Raw genomic sequence first — 24905 nt, forward strand, 5'->3', positions numbered from 1 at the left:
CATGGCTTTCGCGATCCAGTTCGTCATCGACGTCCTCAGCCTCGGCGGCGCCTATGCGCTCATGGCACTCGGCCTCGTCATCATCTACGGCATCCTTCGCCTCGTGAACTTCGCCTATGGCGAACTCATCATGGTGGCCGGCTATACGATGTTTCTCGCCAGCGGCTCGGGCCTGCCCTGGCTCGTCATGGCGGTGCTCGCCGTCGGTATGGCGATCCTCTTCGGCATCATCACCGACTACGCCGCCTTCCGTCCGGTGCGGGCCAAATCGGTGACGGCGGTGCTGATCACCTCCTTCGCCTTCTCCAACCTGCTGCAGAACGCGGCGCTGCTGTTCATCTCGCCGCGACCACGCAACGTGCCGCTGCCGGACATCTTCTCGCAGACTGTCTCGATCGCCGGTGCGATCACCCCGGTCCGCAACCTCATCACCATCGCCGCCTCCATCGCACTGCTCGCCGGCGTCGCCTTCCTGATGCGCAGGACGACGCTCGGCATCGCGATGCGCGCAGCGGCGACGAACTTCACCATGGCGCGCATGCTGGGGGTGCCGGCGAACCTCATCATCTCGTCCGCCTTCGCCCTTTCCGGCTTCCTCGCCGGCGTCGTCGGCATTCTCTGGATCGGCCGCATCGGCACCGTCGTTCCGGGCATCGGCCTGGAGCCGCTGCTCGTCGCCTTCATCGCCACGGTCATCGGCGGCATGCGGAGCCTGCCCGGCGCCGTTGTCGGGGGTTTCCTGCTCGCGCTCATCGACACCACGCTCAACTACACCCTGTCGCAGGATCTGCTGAAATTCCGCGACGCCTTCACCTTCAGCCTCGTCATCCTGATCCTGCTCTGGCGCCCCGACGGCCTCATCAGGGGTCCGGCGAGCGGACAGCGGACCTGAGGGGAGCGCGACCATGAAACACTCCTATTTCACCGCCCTCATCCTCATCGGCGTCATCGCCATCATCGCCGTCGGAAGCCAGCTCCTCGGCATCCGCCTCTATGACCGTATCGCCACCAACCTGCTGATCTCGCTCGTGCTGGTCATCGGCCTGCAGACCTTCATGGGCAATTCGGGCCTGCTCTCCTTCGCCCATATCGGCTTCATGGGCCTCGGCGCCTACACGTCCGCCGTGCTCACCATCCCGGCTCAGATGAAGGGCATGGCGCTGCCCGATCTCTACGATTTCATGAAGGTCGTGGAAGTTTCGCCGCTCCTCGCCATGCTCGCGGCGGGCGTGCTGGCCGCCGTCGTCGCGGCCGTCGTCGCCTATCCGCTGATGCGGCTTTCGGATGCGGCGTCGGTGATCACCTCCTTCGCGCTGCTCGTCGTGCTCTACACGGTCATGAACAACTGGAGCGCCTTCACCAACGGCCCGCGCACGCTCTTCGGCCTGCCGAAGACGACGGACATGCCGATCGCCGCCATCGTCGCGGCGATCGTGGTGGTCGTGGCGCTTGCCTTCAAGGAATCGCGGACAGGCAAGCTGCTGCGCGCCTCGCGGGAGGACGAGGTCGCCGCGGCGGCTCTCGGCGCCGACATTCCGCATCTGCGCTGGCGCGCCTTCATCCTCGCCGCGTTCATCGCCGGCATCGGCGGGGCGCTGTGGGGACATTTCATCACCTCGTTCGCGCCGAAGGCCTTCTACCTGAAGGAGACGTTCCTCATCATCACCATGCTGGTGATCGGCGGCGCCAACACGGTGACAGGCGCGGTGGCCGGCACGATTCTCGTCACCTTCGCCTATGAGGGGCTGCGCGGCACGGAAGGCGCGCTCAACGCCACCGCCTTGGGCGCCGGCCAGGTCGTCGGCCTCACGGAAATCGTCCTCGCGCTCGCCATGATCGCGGTAATGATCGTCAAGCCGGGCGGTCTCTTCCCTAATCGCGAGATAGGCCACATCCTCAACCGCGCCCGCCGCAAGAAGGAGTCAGTTGCATGAGCTGGAAGACCGCCTACCGATCTTTCTACTATGCCGGTGCCGAGGAGCCGGACGACATCGTGCTCGATCCGGCGACGACGGCGCTGCTGGTCATCGACATCCAGAACACCTATCTCGACCCGAAGGATACGCCTGAGGAAACCGCCCGCTGGCAGCCTTTCTACGACCGTATGCGCAAGACGGTGATACCGAACACGGCGCGGCTGATCGACGAATGCCGCAAGCGCAAGGTGGAGGTCATCTTCGCCCGCATCGCCTGCCTGAAGCCGGACGGGCGCGACCGCTCGCTGAGCCAGAAGAAGCCCGGCTTCAATTACCTGCTCCTGCCGAAGGAGCTGCCCGAGGGCCAGATCGTTCCGGAACTGGAGCCGCGTAGCGACGAGATCGTCGTCACAAAGACGACAGACAGCGCGCTGACCGGTACGAACCTTCGCCTCGTCCTGCATAACATGGGCATCAAGGACGTCATCTGCTGCGGCATCTTCACCGACCAGTGCGTCTCCTCAACCGTGCGCAGCCTGGCGGATGAAAGTTTCGGCGTGGTCGTCGTCGACGATTGCGGCGCCGCGGCGACGGACGATCTGCACCGGCGGGAACTGGAGATCATCAACATGATCTACTGCCATGTCGTCTCGCTCGAAGAGGTTGTCACCTTTTTCAAATAGAGGAGATTGCCTGCGTGCCCGATCTCTACGCCCGCGAAAGCCGCTCGGTTTCGAAAATGGCGCATCTGCGGTTTTTTCCGCAGGCGGTCGTCGGCGGCAGCGGCGCCTATCTGACCGCCGACGACGGGCGGCAGCTTCTCGATTTCTCCGCCTCCTGGGGCGCGGCGAGCCTCGGCCACTCTCATCCGGCCATCCGTGAGGCGGTGGGCCGCGCGCTCTCCGATCAGGCGGGCGCGAGCTATCTTTCATCGGCCAACGAGGCTTGCGTGCTGCTCGCCGAAAAGCTGCTTTCGCTCGTGCCTGAGCGCGCCCGCGGCCGCGTCTGGTTCGGCCATTCCGGCTCCGACGCCAATGAGACGGTCGCCCGCATGGTGGTCGCCGCCACCGGCCGGCCGCGCATTCTAGCGTTCCACGGGGCCTATCACGGCGGCACCATCGGCTCCATGGGCGTTTCCGGCCATCCGGCACAACAGGGCAGTCGGGCACAGGGCCTGACGCTCGTGCCCTATCCGAACAGCTATGCCGCCGGCAGCCCCGAGGTTGCAAGGGACGCCGCGCTCGCCCGCCTCGAGCGGCTGTTCGCGACCGAAGTGCCGCCGGAAGAGGTCGCAGCGTTCTTCATCGAACCGATCCAGTCGGACGGCGGCATGCTGGTGCCGCCGGACGGATTCTTCAAGGCGGTGGAAGCGCTCTGCCGCAGGCACGGCATTCTGATCGTATCGGACGAAGTGAAGGTCGGCCTCGGCCGGAGCGGCCGCTTCAACGCCTTCGAGCATTCCGGTATCGAACCGGACATCGTCGTCTTCGGCAAGGGCCTTGGCGGCGGCCTGCCGATTTCTGCGGTGGTCGGTTCGGAAGCCATCATGAATCACAGCGTTGCCTTCTCGCTGCAGACCGTGCACGGCAATCCCGTCTGCGCGGCCGCCGCGCTGGCCGTGCTGCAGACGATCGAGCGCGACCACCTCGTCCTGAATGCGGAAAGAAGCGGCAAGGTGCTGCGCGCCGCGCTTGACCGCCTTGCCGCCGGCCATGCCCTCACCGGCGATGTGCGTGGCCGCGGCCTCGCCCTCGGCGTCGAGCTCGTGACCGATCCCGCCAGCCGCGAACCGGCTTCGCGTCAGGCGGCGCTGACCGTCTACCGCGCCTTCCAACTCGGCCTCGTACTTTATTATGTCGGCATGCGGTCCAACGTGCTCGAACTCACGCCTCCGCTGACATTGACGCAGGCGGAGGCCGAGGCGGGTGTCGCTCTGCTCGACCAGGCGCTCGCCGATGTGGCCGCCGGACGCATCGATGAGGCCTTGCTTGGAGATTTCGCGGGCTGGTAACGGCGTCGCTGGCCTTTCATGGACGCATTGCGGGCTTCCCGGTCTCCAATCAGCTGCGTGAGTTCAATGCTCCGGAACGGGCGGAAGCGGAACAGGCCTTTGAAACGTGCGATGTAATTGCTTCCAGCCGGGATCGTGCATGTGAGCGTGCAGACCGGCCCGCTCCACGAGCGCCTTTGCTTCGGCTTCACCGAAAGCCAGCGCCTCATACATGTCGGCGGTCAGTACCCTGCCCTCCTCCATGATGATCCTGCCGTCGACGATCACCGTATCGACATCGCTGCCGAGAACCTGGTGGATCAGCCGGTGAACCGGCATCCAGTTGGGCGTCAGATGCGGCTTGCGCATGTCGATGATGACGATGTCCGCTTTCTTGCCCGCCTCGAGCGAACCGATCTCGTGATCCATGCCGATGGCGCCGGCCGCATCGATGGTGATCATCTCGAAGACCTTGCCCGGCGGCAGGATATAGCGGTCGTGATTGTGCAGGATGTGCTGGGTGGCTTGGGCGCTGCGCGCGATCTGGAGCATATCGAAATGACGGCTCGGAGCCGCGCCGTCCGAAGTGATCGCGACCGGCACGCCCCGGGCCATCATCTCCATGATCGGCGTGGAGCGTCCGGGTGGCGCGTGGGTGACATGGGTGCCGGTTTCGGCCAGGATGTCGATCTCTTCGTGGGATATTCCCCAGCAATGCTGGAGGTGCACATCGGGGCCCAGCAGCGCATTTTCCTTGTCCTGCCAGGCCATGCGTATCTGTCCGGCGAAGGCATCGGAATGGATGCGCACGCCCCATTTGCGCGCGGTTTCACGGATGCGCCGCGCCTGCATCCGGTCGTTTTCGGTCAGATTGACGGCAAAGTCCGGCGTCGAGGCGTTCGACGGTTCGACCGAAGGCACGATCGTGAATGGCGTCAGAAAGACCTTGATGCGCCCGTCGGCGGTTCCGTTCAGGCTTTCGATGACGGCTTCGGCGCCCTCGATCATCTCCTCGAAGGAGACGCTGCGCCGCTCCGGCTTGCCGCTTTCCCACCGCGTGACCGATTGCGGCCAGGGCAGACCCGCTGGGCCAACGCAGATGATCTCGCGAAGCCCGAGTTCCGAATAGGCGCGAGCATGATTGATGGCGAATACCGGATCGTCGCTGCGCGGCATCGATGTGATGATGCTGGCCGAGGTGGTCACGCCCGCACGAAGTCTTTCCAGGCCCGAGACGAGGCCATCCGCATACCAGTAATCGCGGGTGACATAGTGATAGTAGGTCGGCGTCACGATGCGCATCCACAGCGAATTGGTGTCGGCGCCGATGCTGCGGATAAGCGCATGACCCGCATGCCCATGAGCATCGATCAGCCCGGGGATGATCATCTTGCCCCGGCAGTCGATCACTTTCTTTCCGGCATGACGAGGAGCCAGCGCTTGCGACGTGCCTATGTCGACAATCCTGTCCTTCTCGATTGCCAGCGCCCCATCGTCGATGATCCGCCGTGTCTCGTCGACGGTGACGATCGTCCCGTGAAGCAGCAGGAGCCCATCCATTTCCTATTCCCCTTGAAGAATGCCGTTGGCGTTATTCGATGCGTGGTTTCCGCGCCCCGTAATGTCATTCCGAACTGTCGATGTTCTGATTCATAATTGCCAACAATATCGTTGACAATAAAACAATCGATTATGATACTGCCAAAAAATTCGGGCCAACCACTCTATCGACCGTCATAAGGGGAAGTTCATGTCGCGTTTAAACAGGTTTCTGATATCGGCGCTGGCCGCAGCGGCTATTGCCGCGCCGGTGCTGGCCACTTCGGCAAGTGCCGCCACGCTGCGCTGGGGCAGCCGGGCAGATATCTATTCGCTCGACCCGGATTCCGTTCCCTCGACATCCAATCTGGCTTTCCTGAACCACATCTATGAAGGTCTGATCCGTTATGGCCCGAACTTCGAGATCGAGCCGGCGCTCGCCACCGAGTGGAAGCTGATCGACAGCAAACACTGGCGTTTCACCCTGCGCAAAGGCGTGAAGTTCCACGACGGCGCGGATTTCACGGCCGACGACGTGGTCGCCTCGATGAACCGCGTTTCGGACCCGACCTCGCCCCTGCGCGGCAACATTCCGCTCTATGTCGGCGTCAAGAAGGTCGATGATTTCACGGTCGATATCGAGGTTTCGGCGCCGACCGCGCTGTTCCTGAACGACATGACCAATATCTTCATGTTCAGCGCCAAATGGCTGAAGGACAACAACGCAGAAAAGCCGACCGATATCGCGTCCAACACCGAGAATTACGCCACGCACAACACGAACGGCACAGGCCCGTTCAAGCTGGAAAGCCGCGTCCCGGACAGCAAGACCGTTCTCCTCGTCAACGATCAGTGGTGGGATCAGAAGAAGCACAATCTGGACCGGATCGAGTATATTCCGATCGCGTCGGCGGCAACGCGTGTAGCAGCGCTTCTTTCCAACGAAATCGATCTGCTCGATTCCGCCCCCATTCAGGATCTTCCCCGTCTGGAATCCTCGCCGGGTATCACCGTAAGCAAGCGCACGGAATTGCGCACGGTTTTCATCGGCTTCAACGGCAAGGAAAAGCTCGAAGACGGGCGTCCGAACCCGTTCCTGGACCTTCGCGTGCGCCAGGCCGTGGAAGCAAGCATCGACCGCGATCTCATCAACAAGAAGATCATGCGCGGGCTGGCGCGGCCTTCCGGCTCGCTCATAGCACCGGAAATCGCCGGCTATGCGAAGTCGCTCGACACTTATCAGCCTGCCGATTCCAAGCTTGCCCAGAAGCTGCTCGAAGATGCCGGCCAGAAGGATCTCGCCTTCACCTATCTGTGCATGAACGACGAGAGCATCAACGAGGAAGACATCTGCTCGGGCATTGCAAACATGCTCAAGCGTGCCGGCTTCCAGCCCACCATCGACATGGGCCCGCGCGCCGTGCAGCAGCCGAAGCGCATCAATGGCAAGGCCGACATGTTCAATCTGAGCTGGGCAAACGAACCGACGCTCGATGCCTATTCGCTGCTCTCTCAGGTTCTCTCCACGCGCAGCGGCTCGACGGGCGTGTCCAACTATGGCGGCTGGTCCTATCCGGAACTCGACGATCTGGTGAAGAAGGCGGCACAGGAACCTGACACCGCCAAGCGTCTCGCGCTGGAAGAACAGGCGCTGAAAATCGCCAAGGACAAGGCGATCCTGATCCCGCTTCACCAGCAGCCGATCGCCTGGGGCATGCTGGACAAGGTCAAGAGCGTGGACTTCCGTGCCGACAACAAGCCGCGCCACTGGCATACGCAAATGGCCGAATAGGCCTGACCTTCCGGCCCGCAATCAGAGCGTTTCACCCCGGTGAGGCGCTCTTTTGATATGCAGCAGGATCGAAAATCCCATGAAACCTGATCTTTCCAGCCAACTCGTTCTGGGTGAGCGGACCGAGGGGCGAACGCTGATAACCGCACAATGGGTGCTCGCCTGGCGCGATGGCGGCCACGCGCTGATTCCCGACGGCGAAATCGTCCTCGAGCGAAACCAGGTGCTTTATGCCGGGCCGCGTTTCGAGGGGGACGTGGCGCGCCGTATCGATTTCGGCTCGGCGCTGGTCAGCCCCGGCCTGATCGACCTCGACGCCCTGTCCGATCTCGATACCTACCTGCTCGTTCATGACAACCAGCCTGGTTGGGCCAAGGGGCGCATCTGGCCGCGTTCCTATGTAGAGAGCGGACCTTATGAAATGTATTCCGCCGAGGAGCTGGCGTTCCAGAAGCGATTCGGTTTCGGCCTGCTGCTGTTGAACGGCATCACCACCGCCGCGCCCATCGCGTCGCTCTACTATCGCCAATGGGCCGAGACCGTCGCGGAATTCGAAGCTGCGGCCGACGCGGCGGGCGATCTCGGGCTCAGGGTCTTTTTGAGCCCCGCCTATCGCTCCGGTGGGATGATCCTGGAGGGTCCGGGGCGTATCGAGCCGGTATTCGATGAGGCGCGGGGACTGCAAGGCCTTGCGGACGCGATCGATTTCATCGAGCGCAACCATGGCCGCCATAACGGCCTGGTCAACGGAATGCTGGCGCCGGACCGTATCGAAACCTGCACATTGCCCCTGTTGCAGCGCACCATGGCCGCCGCGCGCGATCTCGATTGCCGCGTCAGAATTCATATGGCGCAGGGCAATCTGGAACTCGACACCATGCGCAGACTGCATGGCGTTTCCGCGCCGCAATGGCTGGCGGATCATGGGCTCATGAGCGAAAGGCTGATCGCGCCGCATGGAACCTACGCCTCGCCACAGGATCTGCAGCTTTACGCGCAATATGGCGTTTCGATCGCGCATTCGCCGCTGGTCTCGGCGCGCATGGGCAGCATTCTCAATTCCTTCGCCGCCTGCCGCAGGCTCGGCATCAATATCGGCATGGCTACCGACACCGCGCCGCCCGACATGTTGATGAACCTGCTGGTCGGGCTGATCGCCTGCCGTATCGGCGAGAAGGCTGCGGATGCGGTATTCTCCAGAGATCTGTTCGATGCCGCCACGCTCGGCGGCGCGAAAGCGCTGGGTCGCAGCGACCTCGGGCGGCTCGCCGCCGGCGCCAAAGCGGATATCGCCGTCTTCCGTCTCGACGATGTCCATATGACCCCCAGCGTCGATCCGGTCACCACGCTGGTCGTCGGGGGTTCCGGCAAGGTGACGCAGGCCGTCTTTGTCGACGGGCGGTTATCGATGCTGGACGGCAAGGTCGCCGGCATCGACATGGTTGCGGCGCGCGAGCGGGCGCAGCAACAATATGACGGCCTGATTGCCAAATATCCGGATCGCAGTTGGCAGCATCCGCCCGTCGGGAAAATCTTCCAGCCGAGCTATCCGGTATGGAAGGTCCAGTAGGGACTCACCTGGAACCGAGCATTTTGTCGACATATTCGATAGGGCCGATAGGACAAATATTGTCTACAATCACGTTGACAACTTTTTGCCGATCGCCATACTGTCCTCATATGACCTGGGAGGCAGGTCATGTCGTATGGAGGAAAATCACACCCAACCCCGTGTGCGCCCATCCGGCGCAAGCATTTGAGAATACCGCAACCGGCGACGGATGCGGCGGTGCATGACAACAGACCTCCGAAAAGGAGGCGCAAATTTCCAGAAGCGGAGCAAACATATGATGAAGAAACTTGGCCTCGCGGCCACGATGCTGATGGGCCTGACCTTGTCCGGCCATGCCGAAACGCTGAAATGGGGAGCGGCGCGCGATATCTACTCGCTTGATCCCTACTCCTATGGCGACAGCTATACGCTGTCCTTCCTCAATCACGTCTATGAAGGATTGGTGCGTTACGACGCCGATCTGAAGATCGAACCGGCCCTAGCCGAATCCTGGGAAACCGTCTCCGAGACGGTCTGGCGCTTTCACTTGCGCAAAGGCGTGAAATTCCACGATGGCGCGGATTTCACTGCCGACGACGTGCTCGCATCCCTGAAACGCGTCAGCGATCCGGTTTCGCCGCTTCGCGGCAACCTGCCGGCCTACAAGTCCTCCAAGAAGGTGGACGACCATACGATCGATATCGAGCTGAGCGGGCCCTATCCGCTGCTTCTCAACGACCTCACCAACATCCACGTCTTCGACGCCGGCTGGCTGAAGACCAACAATTCGGAAAAGCCGACCGATGTCGGCGCGAAGATCGAAGGCTACGCCACCTATCACACCAACGGCACCGGTCCGTTCAAGCTGGAAAGCCGGGTCCCGGATTCCAAGACGGTCCTCGTGAAGAACCCGGACTGGTGGGACAAGACCTCCAAGTCCAACATTGACCGCATCGAGTTCACGCCGATCACCTCGGCGGCGACGCGCGTCGCCGCGCTCCTTTCCGGCGAAGTCAACTTCACGGAAAACGCACCGTCGCAGGATCTGCCGCGGCTGCAGGCGCAGCCCGACCTGAAGGTCATGGAGCGCACCGATCTGCGTACCGTCATGGTCGGCTTCAACCGCAAGCCGGAACTCGCGAACGGTTCGGAGAACAAGTTCAACGACCTGCGCGTGCGTCAGGCTTTTGCCCATGCGCTCGACCGGGATCTGATCCAGCAGCGCGTCATGCGCGGCAAGTCGCGCACGGCAGGCGCGGTGGTCGCGCCGGAAATTCCGGGTTACGCTCCCGAGCTGGACACGACGCTGGCATTCGACCCTGCCCTCTCGAAGAAGCTTCTGGCCGAGGCTGGCGCTTCGGACTATCCGTTCACGCTGGTCTGCACGACCGACGCCTATGTGAACGAGGAAGAGCTTTGCCAGGGGCTGGTGAACCTGCTGAGCCGCGCAGGCTTCAAACCGCAGCTCGACATTGCCCCCACCGCCGCACAGGCGCCGAAGCGTACGAGCGGCAAGGCCGATGTCTATCTGATCGGCTGGGCCACGGAACCGATGCTCGACAGCTATTCGATCCTTCTCCAGATGATTCAGACGAAGACGGCCAATGCCGGCGTCTTCAACTGGGGCGGCTGGAGCTATCCGGAGATCGATAAGCTGATCGTGCAGGCGTCGACCGAAATGGACCGCACCAAGCGCCTGACGCTGCAAAGCAAAGCGCTGCAAATGGTGAAGGACGAGATCGTGATGCTGCCCTTGCACCAGCAGCCGATGGCCTGGGTCATGTCGAACAAGATCGAAAAGATCGTGCAGCTGCCGGACAACAAGCCGCGCCACTGGCTGACGCAGTTTGCCGAATAATTCATCCACGACGCTCCGGGACGGACTCCCGGAGCGTCCTGTGACCGAGGAATTCCTATGCTGGTTTTTATCATAAAGCGCCTGGCAAACGCCGTCATGGTGATGTTGGCCGTCGCTTTGCTGGCCTTTCTGATTTTCCGGCTGGCGGGCGATCCCGTCGAGATGATGGCCAACGAGCAGATGACGCAGACCGACCGCGACAATCTGCGTGAACGTCTGGGCCTCAACGATGGCCTGATGACACAATATACCCGGTTCGTGGTCAACGCCGCGCAGGGCAATTTCGGCATCTCCTACCGCAACGGCCAGGACGTGCTGAGCCTGATCGCCGAACGCTTTCCGGCGACCCTGGAGCTGGTGCTGGTTGCCACGCTGATCTCCCTGCTGCTCGGCCTGCCCCTCGGCGTGCTGACCGCGATCAAGCGCGGCAAATGGTATACGGAGGGCCTGCAGTTTATCTCCATTGTCGGGGTCTCGCTGCCGAGCTTCGTCGTCGGCATCCTGCTGATCCTCGTCTTCTCGGTTACGTTCGGCTGGCTCCCGGCTTTCGGTCGCGGCGATGTCGTGCAGCTTGGCTTCTGGTCGACGGGGCTCCTGACGCCCTCGGGCCGCGCGGCGATCCTGCTGCCGTCCGTCGCTCTGTCGCTTTATCAGGTCACGCTGGTCATGCGTCTGGTCCGCGCTGAAATGCTGGAAGTGCTGCGATCTGATTACGTGAAATTTGCCCGCGCGCGCGGCATTCCGCGCTGGCGCATCTATTTCCGCCATGCGCTGCGCAACTGCCTGATGCCGGTCGTGACCATGACCGCGATGAATGTCGGTTCGCTGATTGCCTTCGCGCTCATCACCGAAACCGTGTTCCAGTGGCCAGGCATGGGCATGCTCTTCATCCAGGCCGTGACCTTCCTCGATATTCCGGTGATGGCGGCCTATCTCTGCATCATTTCCTTCATCTTCGTCGTGCTCAACACGCTGGTGGACATTGCCTATGCGGTAATCGATCCCCGCTTGCGTACAGCCCGCTGAAACGCCCGTTGAACCGACTGTGGGGCCAAGACCGATGAGTATCCAGACTTCTCAAACTCCGCCCGTCACCCATCCATCGCTTTTCCAGCGTGTCCGCCAAAGTGATTTGTGGTGGTCGTTCACCCATAGCAAGACGGCGATGTTCAGCGCCGCGTTGCTGGCGATCCTGATCCTGACGGCACTGTTCGCACCGCTGATCGCACCGCAGAACCCCTATGACGGCGCAGCGCTCGACATGTGGAAGGCCGAACTGCCGCCGGTATGGGAGGAAGGCGGAGAATGGCCCTATCTTCTCGGCACCGACACGCAGGGCCGCGACATGCTGTCGGCCATTCTCTACGGGACGCGCATTTCCATCGTCATCGGCATCGCCTCGGTGGCGCTCTCCCTGCTGATCGGCATGAGCGCGGGGCTGATCGCCGGCTACTTCGGCGGGTTCATCGACAATCTGCTGATGCGCTTCGGCGACATCACGCTGTCCATTCCGACCATCCTCGTCGCCATTCTCGTCTCGACGGTCGTGCGTCAGATGCTGCCTGTCAGCCTGCGAGAGGTCGGGGCGTCCGCGGTGCTCATCCTCGCCATCGCGTTATCCGCCTGGGTGCAATATGCCCGCACGGTTCGCGCGCAGACCATCGTCGAAGCCGGAAAGGACTACGTGTCGGCGGCGCGGCTGATCGGCGTCCCTGCCCGGCGCATCATGGCCAGTCATATCCTGCCCAACACGCTGACGCCGATCATGGTGGCGGCCACGCTCAACTTCGGCATGGCGATCCTCACCGAAGCCACGCTTTCGTTCCTCGGTATCGGCATGCCGCCGAGCCAGCCGTCTCTGGGAACGCTGATCCGCATCGGCAATCAGTTCCTGTTTTCCGGATCCTGGTGGATCGTGCTCTTCCCAGTCATTCAGCTCTGCCTGCTGGTCGTCGCCGTCAACATGCTCGGCGACTGGCTCCGCGATGCTCTCAATCCGAAACTGAGGTAAGCCTTATGAACGACCTTTTGCTCCGCAATGTCCGGCCGATGGCAGGAGAATCCTGCGATGTCCTGATCAGGGACGGAAAGATTGCCGGTTTCGGGCGTTTTGAGGCTGAACCGGGAATGGCCGTGGAAGACGGCGGCAACGCCATCGTCGCGCCCGGCCTGATCGATGCGCATACCCATCTCGACAAGACCACCTGGGGCATGCCGTGGCATGTCAACAACCGCGCCGCGATCCTGCGCGAGCGCATCGATTTCGAGCGCGAGCACCGTCTGGACATCGGCATAGATCCGCATCGTCAGTCGATGCGCCATGCGATCGGTCTGGCGGCTCATGGCGCAACCCATATCCGCAGCCATGTCGACATAGATCCGGTCCACGGCCTGTCGCTGGTGGAGGGCGTCTGGCAAACGCGCGAAAAACTCAGGGGCGTCATCGATATCGAAATCGTGGCGTTCCCGCAGTCCGGCCTGATGGTCATGCCCGGCACGAAGGAGCTGCTCGACGAGGCGCTGCGTCAGGGCTGCGAAGTGCTGGGCGGCATCGATCCGTGCGGCATCGACCGCGATCCGAAGGGACAGCTCGACATTCTGTTCGCGCTCGCCACAAAGCATGGCGTGCCGATCGACATTCACCTGCATGAGACGGGCGATCTCGGCGCCTTCACCATGGAACTCATCTTCGAGCGCATCCGCGCCAACGGCATGGAAGGCAAGGTGGCGATCAGCCACGCCTTTGCGCTCGGCATGAACGATTATCTGCGCGTCGGCCAGCTGATCGAACAGCTCGCCATTCTGGATGTCGCCATCCTCACGACAGGTGCGCCTTCGGCCACAGTGCCGTCGATCAAGCGCCTGAAGGAAGCGGGCGTGCGCATCGGCGGCGGCTGTGACGGCATCCGTGACACCTGGGGTCCGTGGGGTCAGCCGGACATGCTCGATCGTGCCAAGGTCATCGGCATGAAGAACGGCGTGCGCTCGGATCACGATCTGGAACATGTGCTGCACATCGTCTCGCAGGGCGGTGCGGATGTCATGCGCCTGGAGAATTACGGCCTCGAGGTCGGCTGCAATGCCGATTTCACCCTGCTGACCGGTGAAACGCTGGCGCATGCGGTGGTGGATGTCGCTCCGCGTCCGCTGGTCGTCAAGGGCGGTCGCGTCACGGCCCGTCAGGGCGTTGCTGTGGTGGAGATGCCGTAATGAGCGAGACATTCGATACTCTTCCGCTCGGCCGTCGTCCGGATGGGCGCACACTGATCACCGCGGGCTGGGTGGTCGGACATAAAGACGGCAGCCACCGGCTTCTGCGCAATGGCGAGGTCGTTTTCGAGAGCGGCGAGATCCTATTCGTCGGGCATCGATTCCCCGGCGAAGTGGGCCGTAGAATCGACTTCGGCGATGCCTTGATCAGCCCTGGACTGATCGATCTCGACGCACTGTCGGATCTCGATACGACCATCCTCGGCATCGACAATCATCCCGGTTGGGCAAAGGGCCGCGTCTGGCCGCGCTCCTATGTCGAAGCTGGTCCTTATGAAATGTACACGCAGGAGGCGCTGGCCTTTCAGAAGCGGTTCGCTTTCGGCCAGCTGCTGTTGAACGGTATCACCACCGCCGCTCCCATTGCGTCGCTGTTTTACCGTGAATGGGGTGAAACCGTCGACGAGTTCGATGCGGCTGCGCAAGCCGCCGGCGAACTGGGTCTGCGTGTCTATCTCAGCCCCGCCTACCGTTCGGGCGGCATGGTGCTGGAAGCACCGGGCAAGATGGTGCCTGTCTTCGATGAAGAGCGCGGCTTTCAGGGCCTGAACGACGCCATTTCCTATATTGAACGCCAGAATGGCAGCCATGGCGATCTGGTGCGCGGCATGCTGGCGCCGGACCGTGTCGAAACCTCGACGATCAAGCTTTTGCAGCGCACTGATGCCGCCGCCCGCGATCTCGGCTGCAAATTCCGGCTGCACATGGCACAGGGCGCGATGGAAGTGGACACGGTGCGGATGCTGCACGGCTCGACCGCACCGATCTGGCTTGCAAAGCACGGTCTGTTGAGCGACCGCCTCATCGCGCCGCATGCCACCAACGCCACGGACGAGGATCTCGGCCTTTACGCGGCGAACGGCGTTTCCATCGTCCATTGTCCGCTGGTTTCGGGCCGTGGCGGCTCGATCCTCAACTCCTTCTCCGCCTGCATCAGGCGCGGGATCAATATTGCCATGGGGACGGATACGACACCGCCCGACATGCTGATGAACCTGCTTACGGGCCTTATCACGGGCCGCATCGCCGACGGCGCACCCGACCGCCTGCGTTCTGCCGACCTGTTCGATGCGGCGACGATTGGCGGCGCGAAGGCACTGGGCCGTTCCGATCTCGGCCATCTGTCACCGGGGGCCCGTGCAGATATCGCGGTCTTCCGCCTCGACGACACCGTCATGGCTCCGTCCATCGATCCGATCACCACGATCGTCACCGGGGGGTCTGGCAAGATCACGCAAGCGGTCTTCGTCGATGGCCGCGTCTCCATGCTGGATCGCCAGCTCGCCGGCTTCGACATGCAGGAGGCGCGCATTCAGGCGCAGGCTCAATATGACGGGCTGATCGCCAAATATCCCGAGCGGAGCTGGAACAATCCTCCGGTCGCCGCAATCTTCCCGCCCAGCTATCCGATAGAGGGGGACGCAAATGGGTGACATCCAGGAACCAGTCATTGAAGTTCGCAATCTGCGTGTGGATTTTCCGGGCCGTCGCGGCACGGTGACCGCGCTGTCGGATGTCAGCCTGTCGATCCGGCCGGGTGAGATTCTCGGCGTCGTCGGCGAGTCCGGCGCAGGCAAGTCCATGACCGGGCTCGCCATTCAGGGCCTGCTCGAAGCGCCGGGCCATATCGCCGGCGGCGAGGTCTGGCTCGGCAACCGTCGCATCGATACGCTCGACGATCGCGCCATGGAAAAGATACGCGGCCGCGAGATCGGTGCGATTTTCCAGGATCCGCTTACCTCTCTCAATCCGCTGTTCTCGGTTGGCGCACAGCTCGTCGAAACCATTCGCCGGCACCTCGGTCTCGGTAAGGCCGAAGCCCGCGCCCGCGCCGTGCAGTTGCTGCGCGATGTCGGCATTCCCTCGCCGGAGGAGCGGGTCAATCAGTATCCGCATCAGTTCTCGGGCGGCATGCGCCAGCGTGTCGTGATTGCGCTGGCGCTTGCAGCCTCGCCGAAACTCGTCATCGCCGACGAACCGACGACGGCGCTCGACGTGTCGATCCAGGCGCAGATCATCTCGCTCCTGCGCAAATTGTGCAAGGAGAAGCAGGCCGCCGTCATGCTCGTCACGCACGACATGGGCGTGATCGCGGAAGCTGCCGACCGCATCGCGGTCATGTATGCCGGAAGGCTGATCGAGATCGGGGCTGTCGAACAGGTGCTGCACCAGCCGCGCCATCCCTATACGCAGGGTCTGATGGCTTCGATTCCGTCGCTCGGCGCGCGTGTCGAGAGGCTCAACCAGATCGACGGCTCCATGCCGCGGCTGGACGCGATACCAGAGGGCTGCGCCTTCAATCCGCGCTGCAAGATGGCGGGGCCGCGCTGCCGGCGCGAACGCCCGGAACTCGTTTTTGCCGGCCAGAGTGCAAGCGCCTGCTGGCTGGGCGCAGGAGGCACCGCATGACCAAACCTTTGCAAAAGACCCCGGCTCTGACAGTCGACCGGCTGGTCAAGACATTCGACGTGTCCGCTCCCTGGCTCAACAGGGTAGTGGAGCGCAAGCCCCGGCAGTATCTGCAGGCCGTGAACGATATCAGCTTTACCGTTCCCGCCGGCGGTTGTCTCAGCATTGTCGGCGAGAGCGGTTGCGGAAAATCCACCGTTGCGCGCCTCGTCACCGGCCTGCATCGTCCGACAAGCGGCGAAATGCGCTTTGCGCCCGGCAGGAGCGGCGCGCCGCTTTCGGCGCAGATGATCTTTCAGGACCCTTACGCCTCGCTCAATCCGCGCTGGCGGGTGAAGAACATCATTGCCGAACCGCTGCGCGAACTGAAGCTGCGCAAGACCGCGGCCGAGGTGACGGAGCGCGTCGAAGAGCTTCTGGGCATTGTCGGGCTCTCGCCATCCGATGGCGAGAAGTTCCCGCACGAATTTTCAGGCGGGCAGCGCCAGCGTATCTCGATCGCCCGCGCGCTGGCGAGCGAGCCCGAATTCCTGGTCTGCGACGAGCCGACCTCGGCGCTCGACGTGTCCGTGCAGGCGCAGGTGCTGAACCTGATGCGCCGTTTGCAGGACGAGTTGGGGCTTACCTATCTCTTCATCAGCCATGACTTGAGCGTCGTTCGCCAAATGTCGGACCGCATTGCGGTGATGTATCTGGGCCGTATCGTGGAGGAAGGCGACACGGAAGAGTTGTTCGCTCAGCCGCGCCATCCCTACACGCGGCTCCTGCTGCAGACGATTCCGAACATCGAGGCACCGAACCGCAACCGCGAGCCGGCCAGCGGCGAAGTGCCGAGCCCGCTGAAACCGCCGTCCGGCTGCGCCTTCCACCCGCGTTGCCCGATCGCCACGGCGCGCTGCTCCAAGGAAGTGCCTACGGTGCGGGTCTTGCAAAACGGCACCCGGGTAGCCTGTCATCTGGCAGAGGACGTGATCGCGGAACGTTTACCTGAAGCGGGATGAGGAAAAGTCTGTGCGGTTTTCCGCCCGCGTCCCGCCTCTCAACGTCTTGGAATAGATCACAATGCCGGCGGTCGGCCGTTTCAAGCCAGTGCTGCGCGCAGATCGTGCGAAAAGTCGCGTATCTCGCTCAAGTCGAGCTCGGATTCCACATGTTCCAGATGATGCGACATGAGATGGACGGCTCTCTGGGCTTCTTTCGCCGCAATCGCCTTGACGATGTCGGCATGTTCGTCGGGGCCGCAATTGAAGCGCGTGGTGTTCCGGTAAACGGCCGTAATCAGCGAACTGCGGGCGATAAGGTCGCGCATTGTCGTAAACAGGAAATCCGACCCGGTCAGTTCGGCCAGCAAAAGATGGAAGCCGCCGGAAAGCTTGATGATATCCGTGGTGCTGTCTTCGGCATTGGCGATCCGCTCATTCTTGACATGATCCCGCAGCCGCTTCACGCTATCCTTCGACATCGAACTGCAGAGCCGCTCCACGACGCATCTCTCCACCGCCTGGCGAACGAAAAACACGTCGCGCGCCTCTTCCACGGATGGCTTGCAAACAAAAGCACCGCGATTGGGAATGATCGTTACGAGGCCGTCGCGTGCCAGAACGGTCAACGCCTGACGAACACGTGCGCGACTGACGTGAAAAATCGAGGCCAGCTGTTCTTCTTTGAGTTGCACGCCAGGACGCAATCGCCGTTCAGCGATGGAAAGCCATACCCTTTCGACAATCTGCTCGACCGACATCGCGGCTTGTTCGCGCATACCCTGTTCTCCTTGCTGAAACAGACAATCGCCAAGCGCGTGAAAAAGTCAACTCGCGGATTCAAATGGCTTGCAATATTGTCTACAATATGAAAGCTTATTGTAGATCATAAGACCGACATTTTGGGACCGCGATGGAATTCGACTTCGAAGAAATTGAGCCGCAAAGCCGCTATCGGCTGCTGACGAATTTCATCGGCCCGCGCCCGATCGCGCTCGTGACGACCCGCTCCGAGAGCGGACATAACAATGCTGCGCCGATGAGTTTCTTCAACGTGTTTTCACATGATCCGGCCATCGTCGTCCTGGGCATCCAGCCGCGTTTAACCGGTGAGCCGAAGGACACGATGGTCAATATTCGCCGCTCCGGTGAATTTGCCATCAGCATGGTCGATATGGCGTTGTCTCAACAGATGTTGATCTGCGGCCTTGGCTTCGACAGCGAGGTCGACGAGCTCGAAATGGCCGGATTGAAAGCCGCCCGGTGCCGCAAGATCGATGTTGCCTATGCCGAGGAGGCGCCGTGCATCTTCGAGTGCCGCGTCGAGCGCCTGATCGACTATCCCCGCCGCACCCTCGTACTGGGCGAGGTGGTGCACATGCATGTGCGCCGCGACTGCCTCGACGCCGAAGGTCATTATGTGGACCCGGAACGTTACCAGCCGATCGCCCGGCTTCATGCCGACAATTACATCACGTCAGACCGCCAGTTCGTTTTGAAGGCCCCGCCGATCGCCGATTTCGTCAAGAAGAAATAGGCGTCAATGAGAGGCAACGAGAATTTCATCATGCATATTCATCTCATCAATCCCAATTCCACAGCCTCCATGACCGCGCAAGCGCTCGAAAGCGCGTTGCTGGTCAAACATCCCCACACGCACGTCTCCGCCTCCAATCCGACCGATACGCCGGCCAGTATTGAAGGTGGTGCAGATGAAGCCATGTCGGTTCCGGGAATGCTCGCGGAGATCCGCCAGGGCGAAGCGCAGGGCGTCGACGCCTATGTCATAGCGTGTTTCGACGACCCCGGACTGCATGCCGCGCGCGAAGTCGCCAAAGGCCCCGTGATCGGTATTTGCCAGGCCGCGGTACAGGTGGCCATGACGATCAGCCGTCGCTTCTCCGTCATAACGACGCTTCCGCGCTCGGTTCCGATCATCGAGGATCTGGTCAGCGATTACGGCGCCGAGCGTCATTGCCGGAAAGTCCGTGCTATCGATCTTCCGGTCCTTGCCCTCGAGGAAGATCCGCAAAAAGCCGAGCGGCTGCTGCTCAAGGAAATCGAGATTGCCAAAGCCGAGGATGGTGCCGAAGCGATCGTCCTTGGCTGTGCGGGAATGTCATCCTTGTGTGCCCGCCTCCAGAGAGCGACGGGAGTGCCGGTGATCGATGGAGTGACTGCTGCAGTAAAGATGGCCGAAGCGCTGCTTGGCGCAGGATATACGACTTCCAAGCTCAACGCTTACGCCTATCCCCGAATCAAAACCGCGGCCAGTCACAAGGTTTGCGCTTAAAGCACTTCCAGGTGCGCGTATCATAGGAAGCGCGGCGCTGTAGGAAAGTTTTCGGAGGACTGCACCCTCTCCTTTTCCTCATCCCTGTGCTCCGTCACAGGGATCCAGCAGCGCCGCGTCCGCGGCGCGGAAGAGTCTTTCCAGCCCAAGGACTTGGCCTGGCTGGATTCCTGTGACAAGCACAGGAATGAGGGACCGGGGATATGTGGCGATTACAATCTCCGATGGCGAATATGCGAGGGGACGGTCGACCTGCGACGCAATGAAAGGTACGTCTACATCTCGCATCGAAGCGAAGCGGGACGATGTATACGGGCGGGAGCTTCCGCGCCGCCTCGCTGTCTTCACGGTTTATGAAGCGCGCCGAGGGACCGCACCCTCTCTACTCTCATCCCGTGACGAGTGCGGTTCCCATAATGCAGCTCATGCCGCGTGCTTCAACGGTCGCGCTCGCTCGACACGCTCGCGTTCCTTGGGCGTGTTCATTACCTCCCAAAGATCGATGCGACGCTGCACGTTGAGCCAGAAGTCCGGGCTGTTGCCAAAAACGCGGGCAAGGATGAGTGCGGTTGCGGCGGTCACGTTCCTGCGGTCCCCGCACAACTCGTTGACGTGCTTGCGTTGCACGCCCATCGCCTCGGCTAATGCGCCCTGCGTCAGACCCATCGGCTCCATGAATTCCTCGGTCAAAATCTCGCCGACAGTCGCCGGCTTGCGCTTGGTCGTCAGCATATCTGCCTCGCTCTCATCGGTAGCTGTGATCGTCCAGGCAAATCCCGTCCGCCTCGCCGCGTTCGCCATCCCAGCGGAAGATCAGCCGCCATTGCTGGTTCAACCGGATCGAATGGAAACCCGCCAGATTGCCGCGCAGTTTCTCGAAGGAATTGCTGGGCGGCACACGTAAGTCCTGATCTGTCGTGGCATCATCGATCATCTGGAGTTTGCGGAACAACCTGACCTCAAGATCCGACGGGATGTTGCGAGAATGGGCATCGTCCACGAAAAAAGCCCGCAACCAATCATCCCGAAAACCAACGATCATTCCTCATCTCCACCGCGGAGTTAATGTACCGCACTATAACTCATAGCGCAAAGGTAATCCTGTCAGATACTTGTGCGCGTCACAGGAATGAGGAAATCAAACAAGCGGCGGCGGGCGGCCCGATCTCAACAGGCCTTAGAGAACGGACCATCGCTGACATTTTTTCGGGGTGAGCTCGCCGCTCCTTACCCCGCGCCGAAAGGGCCCGCTTTTGCGGCGCTTATGGCTTTTGTTGCAAGGGGCCGCTTTTATCTTTCCTTGCGATCAGGATACCATCTCTGATTGCGGATGAATTCGAGGAAAGCCCGCACGGCCGCGCTCGTATGTCGCCGGCTCGGATAATACAGATACCAACTCGGCAGCTTCTGCTTCCAGTCGCAGAGCAACTCAATAAGTCTGCCTTGTTCGACGTCATCACGGACATAATCCTCGAACAGGTGAGCGATTCCCGATCCCGCAAGCGCGGCCTGGAGCTCCTGATGCGCTGAACTCAATGTCAACCGACCTTTCGGGGTGATTTCCACTTCGTCGCCGTCACGCGCAAATTTCCACGTCACCATGGTCCCGCCGGGGAAGCGGCGGCGAATACAGTCGTGCTGTAAGAGATCGCCTGGTGAGCCGGGTCGGCCGCATTTGCGAAGATAGTCAGGCGAGGCCACGATCGCATATCGCAAGGCCGGACCGAGGGGCATGGCGATCATGTCCTGGGCGAGCTGGTTCCCGAAGCGCACCCCGGCGTCGAAACCTTGCTCCACGATATCGATGATCGCAGCATCGCTGACGATCTCGACATTGACGTCGGGATAAATTTTCATGAACTCAAAGGTCAGAGGGCACAGAACGTGGTCGGCGGCCGGTCCCGGTGCGTTGATCCGCACGGTGCCTGATGGGCGCTCGCGAAGCTGATTGAGGTCGTCGACCGCTGTTCTGATTTCGTAAAGAGCGGGCCTTAGCCGCTCGAGAAGCCGCTCGCCCGCTTCAGTAGGCGCGACGCTGCGTGTCGTTCGGTTCAGAAGCCGTATCCCCAGCGCCTCTTCGAGCACGTTGATCGATTGACTGACGGCGGACGACGATACACCCCTGCCAAGCGCGGCGGCTCTAAAGCCACCACAGCGCACGACGTCCTCAAAGATCTCCAAGCTGTCAAGCCGTAGTGGCCGCATTGCAAAGCCCTGCTTAATAAGCTGATCGGTTTTGATTAGCTTATCCTCACGTCCAACCTGTGTCATCCCTAGAAGAAGTCGCCAGACGGCGGCACCAGATGCAGCACCTGAGATCAGCTATTCGAACGGATCAAAAGCATGAGTGAAATTACTCTGAATCGTAGGAAGATCATGCTGACAGCCGCATCGGCGGTCACGGGAATGATCTTGCCGACCGGGATGGCGGCCTCTGCGCGGGCAGCCCCCGCCGCGTCGCTTCCGCCTCAGGGGGGAAATGCCGGCTATTACCGCTTCCGCGTCGGCGACATCTCGGCGACCGTACTGAGCGATGGGCTGATCGGCGGCCCTCCCCGCATCTACGCCAGCAATGCGCCAGAGGCAGAGCTGCAGGACGTTCTGAGGCGCGCCTTCCTGCCGACCGACCGGCTGACGCTGAATCTCAACACGCTTCTTATCGAGACGAATGGCAAGCGGATCCTTCTCGAAGCAGGAGCCGGGCAAACCATGGGTCCGCAAGGCGGTCGCATCTTCGAGAACCTGGCCGCGGTTGGTTTACGGCCGGTGGACATAGACGTTGTGGTGGTCTCGCACACGCACCCGGACCATGTCGGCAACCTTCGAACAGCGGAGGGCGGCAAGGCATTTCCGCGGGCTGCCGTCTTTGCGCCTCGTGACGATTGGGACTTCTTCGTCCGTAACGTTCCGGATCTTTCCTACATGCCGGTGCCCGAGGACTTTCGCCGCAACTTCGCCGCGGCTATCAAGCGGAGCGTTGAACCCGTCACCAAGGGAATCGAGTTGTACGAAGCCGGCGCGGAGATCGTTACCGGGCTGACAACGCTTCCAGCATCCGGCCACACGCCGGGCATGGCGAACTTCCTTGTTCAATCCGGGAACGATCAGCTCCTGCTGACGGCCGATCTCGCCTACCACCCGATCGTCAATGTCGACCGGCCCTGGTTGCCCGGGCCAGATCGCGACAAGGACGCCGCACTCGCATCCCGCCGCCGCATCTTCGACATGGCGGCGGCAGACCGGCTCCTCGTGCTCGGCTTCCACTATCCGTTCCCGGGCCTTGGCCGAATGCTCAAGACGGACGCCGGCTATGCGTGGGTTCCGGTCAGTTGGCAGTTCTGATCAAGTGAGAGGAAATCGTGCTCGATCTCGCCCCAGAACGCAAAAAGGCCCGCTGATGCGGGCCTTTTCGTGTTTATGCGTATGTATATGTGTTTGGTTGCGGGGGCAGGATTTGAACCTGCGGCCTTCAGGTTATGAGCCTGACGAGCTACCGGGCTGCTCCACCCCGCGTTATCCGAGTTTTGCGCGGCAAAAATCTCGTTATTCGTCCGAGTTTTGCGCAGTAAAAAGGTCGGTTTGTTGGCCGGTTTGTTTCGGCCTTATGAGAGAAGATGATCGGTTTGTTTCTCTTGCGATTTGCAGACCTGGCAGCGACCTACTCTCCCGCGTCTTAAGACGAAGTACCATCGGCGCTGGGGCGTTTCACGGCCGTGTTCGGAATGGGAACGGGTGCAGCCACCCCGCCAGAACCACCAGGTCGGCAAAGCGCAAGATTTGCGCCTTAAGGGCGCAAACCGAATTGAGAAGCTGGTGAAGCGGGCGGTTTAACGCCTCGACTTCTTTTGAACACGTCTTTTTTGATGTCTTGTCCGGATCATTCCAGCAGCCGGCAGAGCCGAGCCGCCGGTTGTCCGGCGCGCCGTCCGCAGCGCAGCGATCTTGCGATCGCGTCAGCGTGAGGACAGAAGAATGATGCTCATCTTTGATGAGCATAAGCAATGGGAACGATCAAGCCGATCGAACGATTAGTACCGGTAAGCTTCATGCGTTGCCGCACTTCCACACCCGGCCTATCAACGTGGTCGTCTTCCACGGTTCTCAAGGGAATACTCGTTTTCAGGTGGGTTTCCCGCTTAGATGCCTTCAGCGGTTATCCCTTCCATATATAGCTACCCTGCTATGCCCTTGGCAGGACAACAGGTCCACCAGAGATATGTCCATCCCGGTCCTCTCGTACTAGGGACAGATCCTGTCAATATTCCTACACCCACGGCAGATAGGGACCGAACTGTCTCACGACGTTCTGAACCCAGCTCACGTACCGCTTTAATTGGCGAACAGCCAAACCCTTGGGACCTGCTCCAGCCCCAGGATGCGATGAGCCGACATCGAGGTGCCAAACAACCCCGTCGATATGGACTCTTGGGGGTCATCAGCCTGTTATCCCCGGCGTACCTTTTATCCGTTGAGCGATGGCCCTTCCACGCGGGACCACCGGATCACTATGACCGACTTTCGTCTCTGCTCGACTTGTCAGTCTCGCAGTCAGGCGGGCTTATGCCATTGCACTCGACGAGCGATTTCCGACCGCTCTGAGCCCACCATCGCGCGCCTCCGTTACTCTTTCGGAGGCGACCGCCCCAGTCAAACTACCCACCATACACTGTCCCGGATCCGGATGACGGACCGCGGTTAGACATCCATGACGATAAGGGTGGTATTTCAAGGATGGCTCCACGAGAACTGGCGTCCCCGCTTCAAAGCCTACCACCTATCCTACACATGCCGACACGAATGCCAGTGTAAAGCTATAGTAAAGGTGCACGGGGTCTTTCCGTCTGACCGCAGGAACCCCGCATCTTCACGGGGAATTCAATTTCACTGAGTCTATGTTGGAGACAGCGGGGAAGTCGTTACGCCATTCGTGCAGGTCGGAACTTACCCGACAAGGAATTTCGCTACCTTAGGACCGTTATAGTTACGGCCGCCGTTTACTGGGGCTTCGATTCAGAGCTTGCACCCCTCCTCTTAACCTTCCAGCACCGGGCAGGCGTCAGACCCTATACGTCGTCTTGCGACTTCGCAGAGCCCTGTGTTTTTGATAAACAGTCGCTACCCCCTGGTCTGTGCCACCCCATCCTACTTGCGTAGAAAAGGGTCACGCTTCTTCCGAAGTTACGCGTGCAATTTGCCGAGTTCCTTCAACATAGTTCTCTCAAGCGCCTTGGTATACTCTACCTGACCACCTGTGTCGGTTTCGGGTACGGTCTATACGGTGGAGCTATTTCCTGGAACCGCGTCCC

Annotated in this window: 21 protein-coding genes, 1 tRNA gene and 2 rRNA genes (1 of these 24 cut by a window edge); 16 read left to right on the plus strand and 8 right to left on the minus strand. The window is 61.2% G+C overall.

Annotated elements, in window-relative coordinates:
- The first annotated feature begins 1 nt into the window (after position 1).
- Genes AC5J09_RS25480 through AC5J09_RS25495 form a run of 4 tightly spaced genes read left to right on the plus strand, consistent with a single transcriptional unit; the run spans position 2 to position 3927 of the window.
- Positions 2-892 carry a branched-chain amino acid ABC transporter permease gene (locus AC5J09_RS25480; RefSeq protein WP_018095856.1) on the plus strand — a complete coding sequence of 297 codons (891 nt, stop codon included), beginning with the start codon at positions 2-4 and terminating at the stop codon, positions 890-892.
- Positions 893-905: 13 nt separating this feature from the next.
- Positions 906-1934 (plus strand): branched-chain amino acid ABC transporter permease, encoded by a 1029-nt coding sequence (locus AC5J09_RS25485; RefSeq protein ID WP_494298830.1) that lies wholly within the window; start codon positions 906-908, stop codon positions 1932-1934.
- Positions 1931-2599 carry a cysteine hydrolase family protein gene (locus AC5J09_RS25490; protein WP_324762217.1) on the plus strand — a complete coding sequence of 223 codons (669 nt, stop codon included), beginning with the start codon at positions 1931-1933 and terminating at the stop codon, positions 2597-2599. Before AC5J09_RS25485 ends, AC5J09_RS25490 begins: the two co-directional genes overlap by 4 nt.
- A 14-nt stretch (positions 2600-2613) precedes the next feature.
- The gene (locus tag AC5J09_RS25495; protein WP_494298831.1) at positions 2614-3927 is read left to right on the plus strand and encodes an aspartate aminotransferase family protein; all 1314 of its coding nucleotides are present in this window, start codon (positions 2614-2616) and stop codon (positions 3925-3927) included.
- Between the two features lie 63 nt (positions 3928-3990).
- Here AC5J09_RS25495 and AC5J09_RS25500 read toward each other — a convergent pair whose 3' ends face one another.
- The gene (locus AC5J09_RS25500; protein ID WP_324762219.1) at positions 3991-5466 is read right to left on the minus strand and encodes an amidohydrolase family protein; all 1476 of its coding nucleotides are present in this window, start codon (positions 5464-5466) and stop codon (positions 3991-3993) included.
- A 190-nt stretch (positions 5467-5656) separates the two neighbouring features.
- Here AC5J09_RS25500 and AC5J09_RS25505 point away from each other — a divergent pair, with 190 nt between their 5' ends.
- The 9 genes from AC5J09_RS25505 (at position 5657) to AC5J09_RS25545 (ending at position 17327) form a co-directional block, all read left to right on the plus strand.
- Positions 5657-7237 (plus strand): ABC transporter substrate-binding protein, encoded by a 1581-nt coding sequence (locus AC5J09_RS25505; RefSeq protein ID WP_494298832.1) that lies wholly within the window; start codon positions 5657-5659, stop codon positions 7235-7237.
- A gap of 79 nt (positions 7238-7316) precedes the next feature.
- Positions 7317-8807 (plus strand): amidohydrolase family protein, encoded by a 1491-nt coding sequence (locus tag AC5J09_RS25510; protein ID WP_494298833.1) that lies wholly within the window; start codon positions 7317-7319, stop codon positions 8805-8807.
- 277 nt (positions 8808-9084) lie between these two features.
- Entirely contained in the window at positions 9085-10647 is a 1563-nt protein-coding gene (locus AC5J09_RS25515; RefSeq protein WP_275597446.1) for an ABC transporter substrate-binding protein, read from the plus strand.
- Positions 10648-10704: 57 nt separating this feature from the next.
- The gene (locus AC5J09_RS25520; RefSeq protein ID WP_018095864.1) at positions 10705-11673 is read left to right on the plus strand and encodes an ABC transporter permease; all 969 of its coding nucleotides are present in this window, start codon (positions 10705-10707) and stop codon (positions 11671-11673) included.
- A 34-nt stretch (positions 11674-11707) separates the two neighbouring features.
- Positions 11708-12658 carry an ABC transporter permease gene (locus AC5J09_RS25525; protein WP_324762223.1) on the plus strand — a complete coding sequence of 317 codons (951 nt, stop codon included), beginning with the start codon at positions 11708-11710 and terminating at the stop codon, positions 12656-12658.
- A 5-nt stretch (positions 12659-12663) separates the two neighbouring features.
- On the plus strand, positions 12664-13857 hold the full coding sequence (locus AC5J09_RS25530) for an amidohydrolase family protein (protein WP_411933743.1): 1194 nt from the start codon (positions 12664-12666) through the stop codon (positions 13855-13857).
- The gene (locus tag AC5J09_RS25535; RefSeq protein WP_494298834.1) at positions 13857-15350 is read left to right on the plus strand and encodes an amidohydrolase family protein; all 1494 of its coding nucleotides are present in this window, start codon (positions 13857-13859) and stop codon (positions 15348-15350) included. The genes AC5J09_RS25530 and AC5J09_RS25535 overlap by 1 nt, the downstream gene beginning before the upstream one ends.
- A complete protein-coding gene (locus tag AC5J09_RS25540) occupies positions 15343-16326 on the plus strand; it encodes an ABC transporter ATP-binding protein (RefSeq protein ID WP_494298835.1) in 984 nt (327 codons plus the stop codon). The genes AC5J09_RS25535 and AC5J09_RS25540 overlap by 8 nt, the downstream gene beginning before the upstream one ends.
- Positions 16323-17327, plus strand: coding sequence for an ABC transporter ATP-binding protein (locus AC5J09_RS25545; RefSeq protein ID WP_100671962.1), 1005 nt, complete (start codon positions 16323-16325; stop codon positions 17325-17327). The genes AC5J09_RS25540 and AC5J09_RS25545 overlap by 4 nt, the downstream gene beginning before the upstream one ends.
- Before the next feature lie 80 nt (positions 17328-17407).
- On the opposite strand, the gene AC5J09_RS25550 is transcribed toward AC5J09_RS25545, so the two are convergent.
- A complete protein-coding gene (locus AC5J09_RS25550) occupies positions 17408-18085 on the minus strand; it encodes a GntR family transcriptional regulator (RefSeq protein WP_018095870.1) in 678 nt (225 codons plus the stop codon).
- A 134-nt stretch (positions 18086-18219) separates the two neighbouring features.
- Here AC5J09_RS25550 and AC5J09_RS25555 point away from each other — a divergent pair, with 134 nt between their 5' ends.
- A complete protein-coding gene (locus AC5J09_RS25555) occupies positions 18220-18843 on the plus strand; it encodes a flavin reductase family protein (protein ID WP_324762227.1) in 624 nt (207 codons plus the stop codon).
- A gap of 30 nt (positions 18844-18873) precedes the next feature.
- The gene (locus AC5J09_RS25560; RefSeq protein WP_494298836.1) at positions 18874-19599 is read left to right on the plus strand and encodes an aspartate/glutamate racemase family protein; all 726 of its coding nucleotides are present in this window, start codon (positions 18874-18876) and stop codon (positions 19597-19599) included.
- Between the two features lie 423 nt (positions 19600-20022).
- On the opposite strand, the gene AC5J09_RS25565 is transcribed toward AC5J09_RS25560, so the two are convergent.
- The 3 genes from AC5J09_RS25565 to AC5J09_RS25575 form a co-directional block, all read right to left on the minus strand.
- Complete coding sequence (locus AC5J09_RS25565) at positions 20023-20331, minus strand: HigA family addiction module antitoxin (RefSeq protein WP_494298837.1); 309 nt, start codon at positions 20329-20331, stop codon at positions 20023-20025.
- A gap of 13 nt (positions 20332-20344) precedes the next feature.
- Complete coding sequence (locus tag AC5J09_RS25570; protein WP_494298838.1) at positions 20345-20641, minus strand: type II toxin-antitoxin system RelE/ParE family toxin; 297 nt, start codon at positions 20639-20641, stop codon at positions 20345-20347.
- 248 nt (positions 20642-20889) lie between these two features.
- A complete protein-coding gene (locus tag AC5J09_RS25575; protein WP_494298839.1) occupies positions 20890-21870 on the minus strand; it encodes a LysR family transcriptional regulator in 981 nt (326 codons plus the stop codon).
- Between the two features lie 105 nt (positions 21871-21975).
- Between AC5J09_RS25575 and AC5J09_RS25580 the strand changes: the two genes are divergently transcribed.
- The gene (locus AC5J09_RS25580) at positions 21976-22941 is read left to right on the plus strand and encodes an MBL fold metallo-hydrolase (RefSeq protein ID WP_494298941.1); all 966 of its coding nucleotides are present in this window, start codon (positions 21976-21978) and stop codon (positions 22939-22941) included.
- 94 nt (positions 22942-23035) lie between these two features.
- Here AC5J09_RS25580 and AC5J09_RS25585 read toward each other — a convergent pair.
- From AC5J09_RS25585 to AC5J09_RS25595, 3 genes are all read right to left on the minus strand, one after another.
- Positions 23036-23112, minus strand: a tRNA-Met gene (locus tag AC5J09_RS25585).
- Between the two features lie 132 nt (positions 23113-23244).
- Positions 23245-23359: ribosomal RNA gene (rrf, locus tag AC5J09_RS25590) — 5S ribosomal RNA — on the minus strand.
- Positions 23360-23606: 247 nt separating this feature from the next.
- A 23S ribosomal RNA gene (locus tag AC5J09_RS25595) occupies positions 23607-24905 on the minus strand (it continues 1564 nt past the right edge of the window).

Source organism: Sinorhizobium sp. (assembly GCF_059070375.1).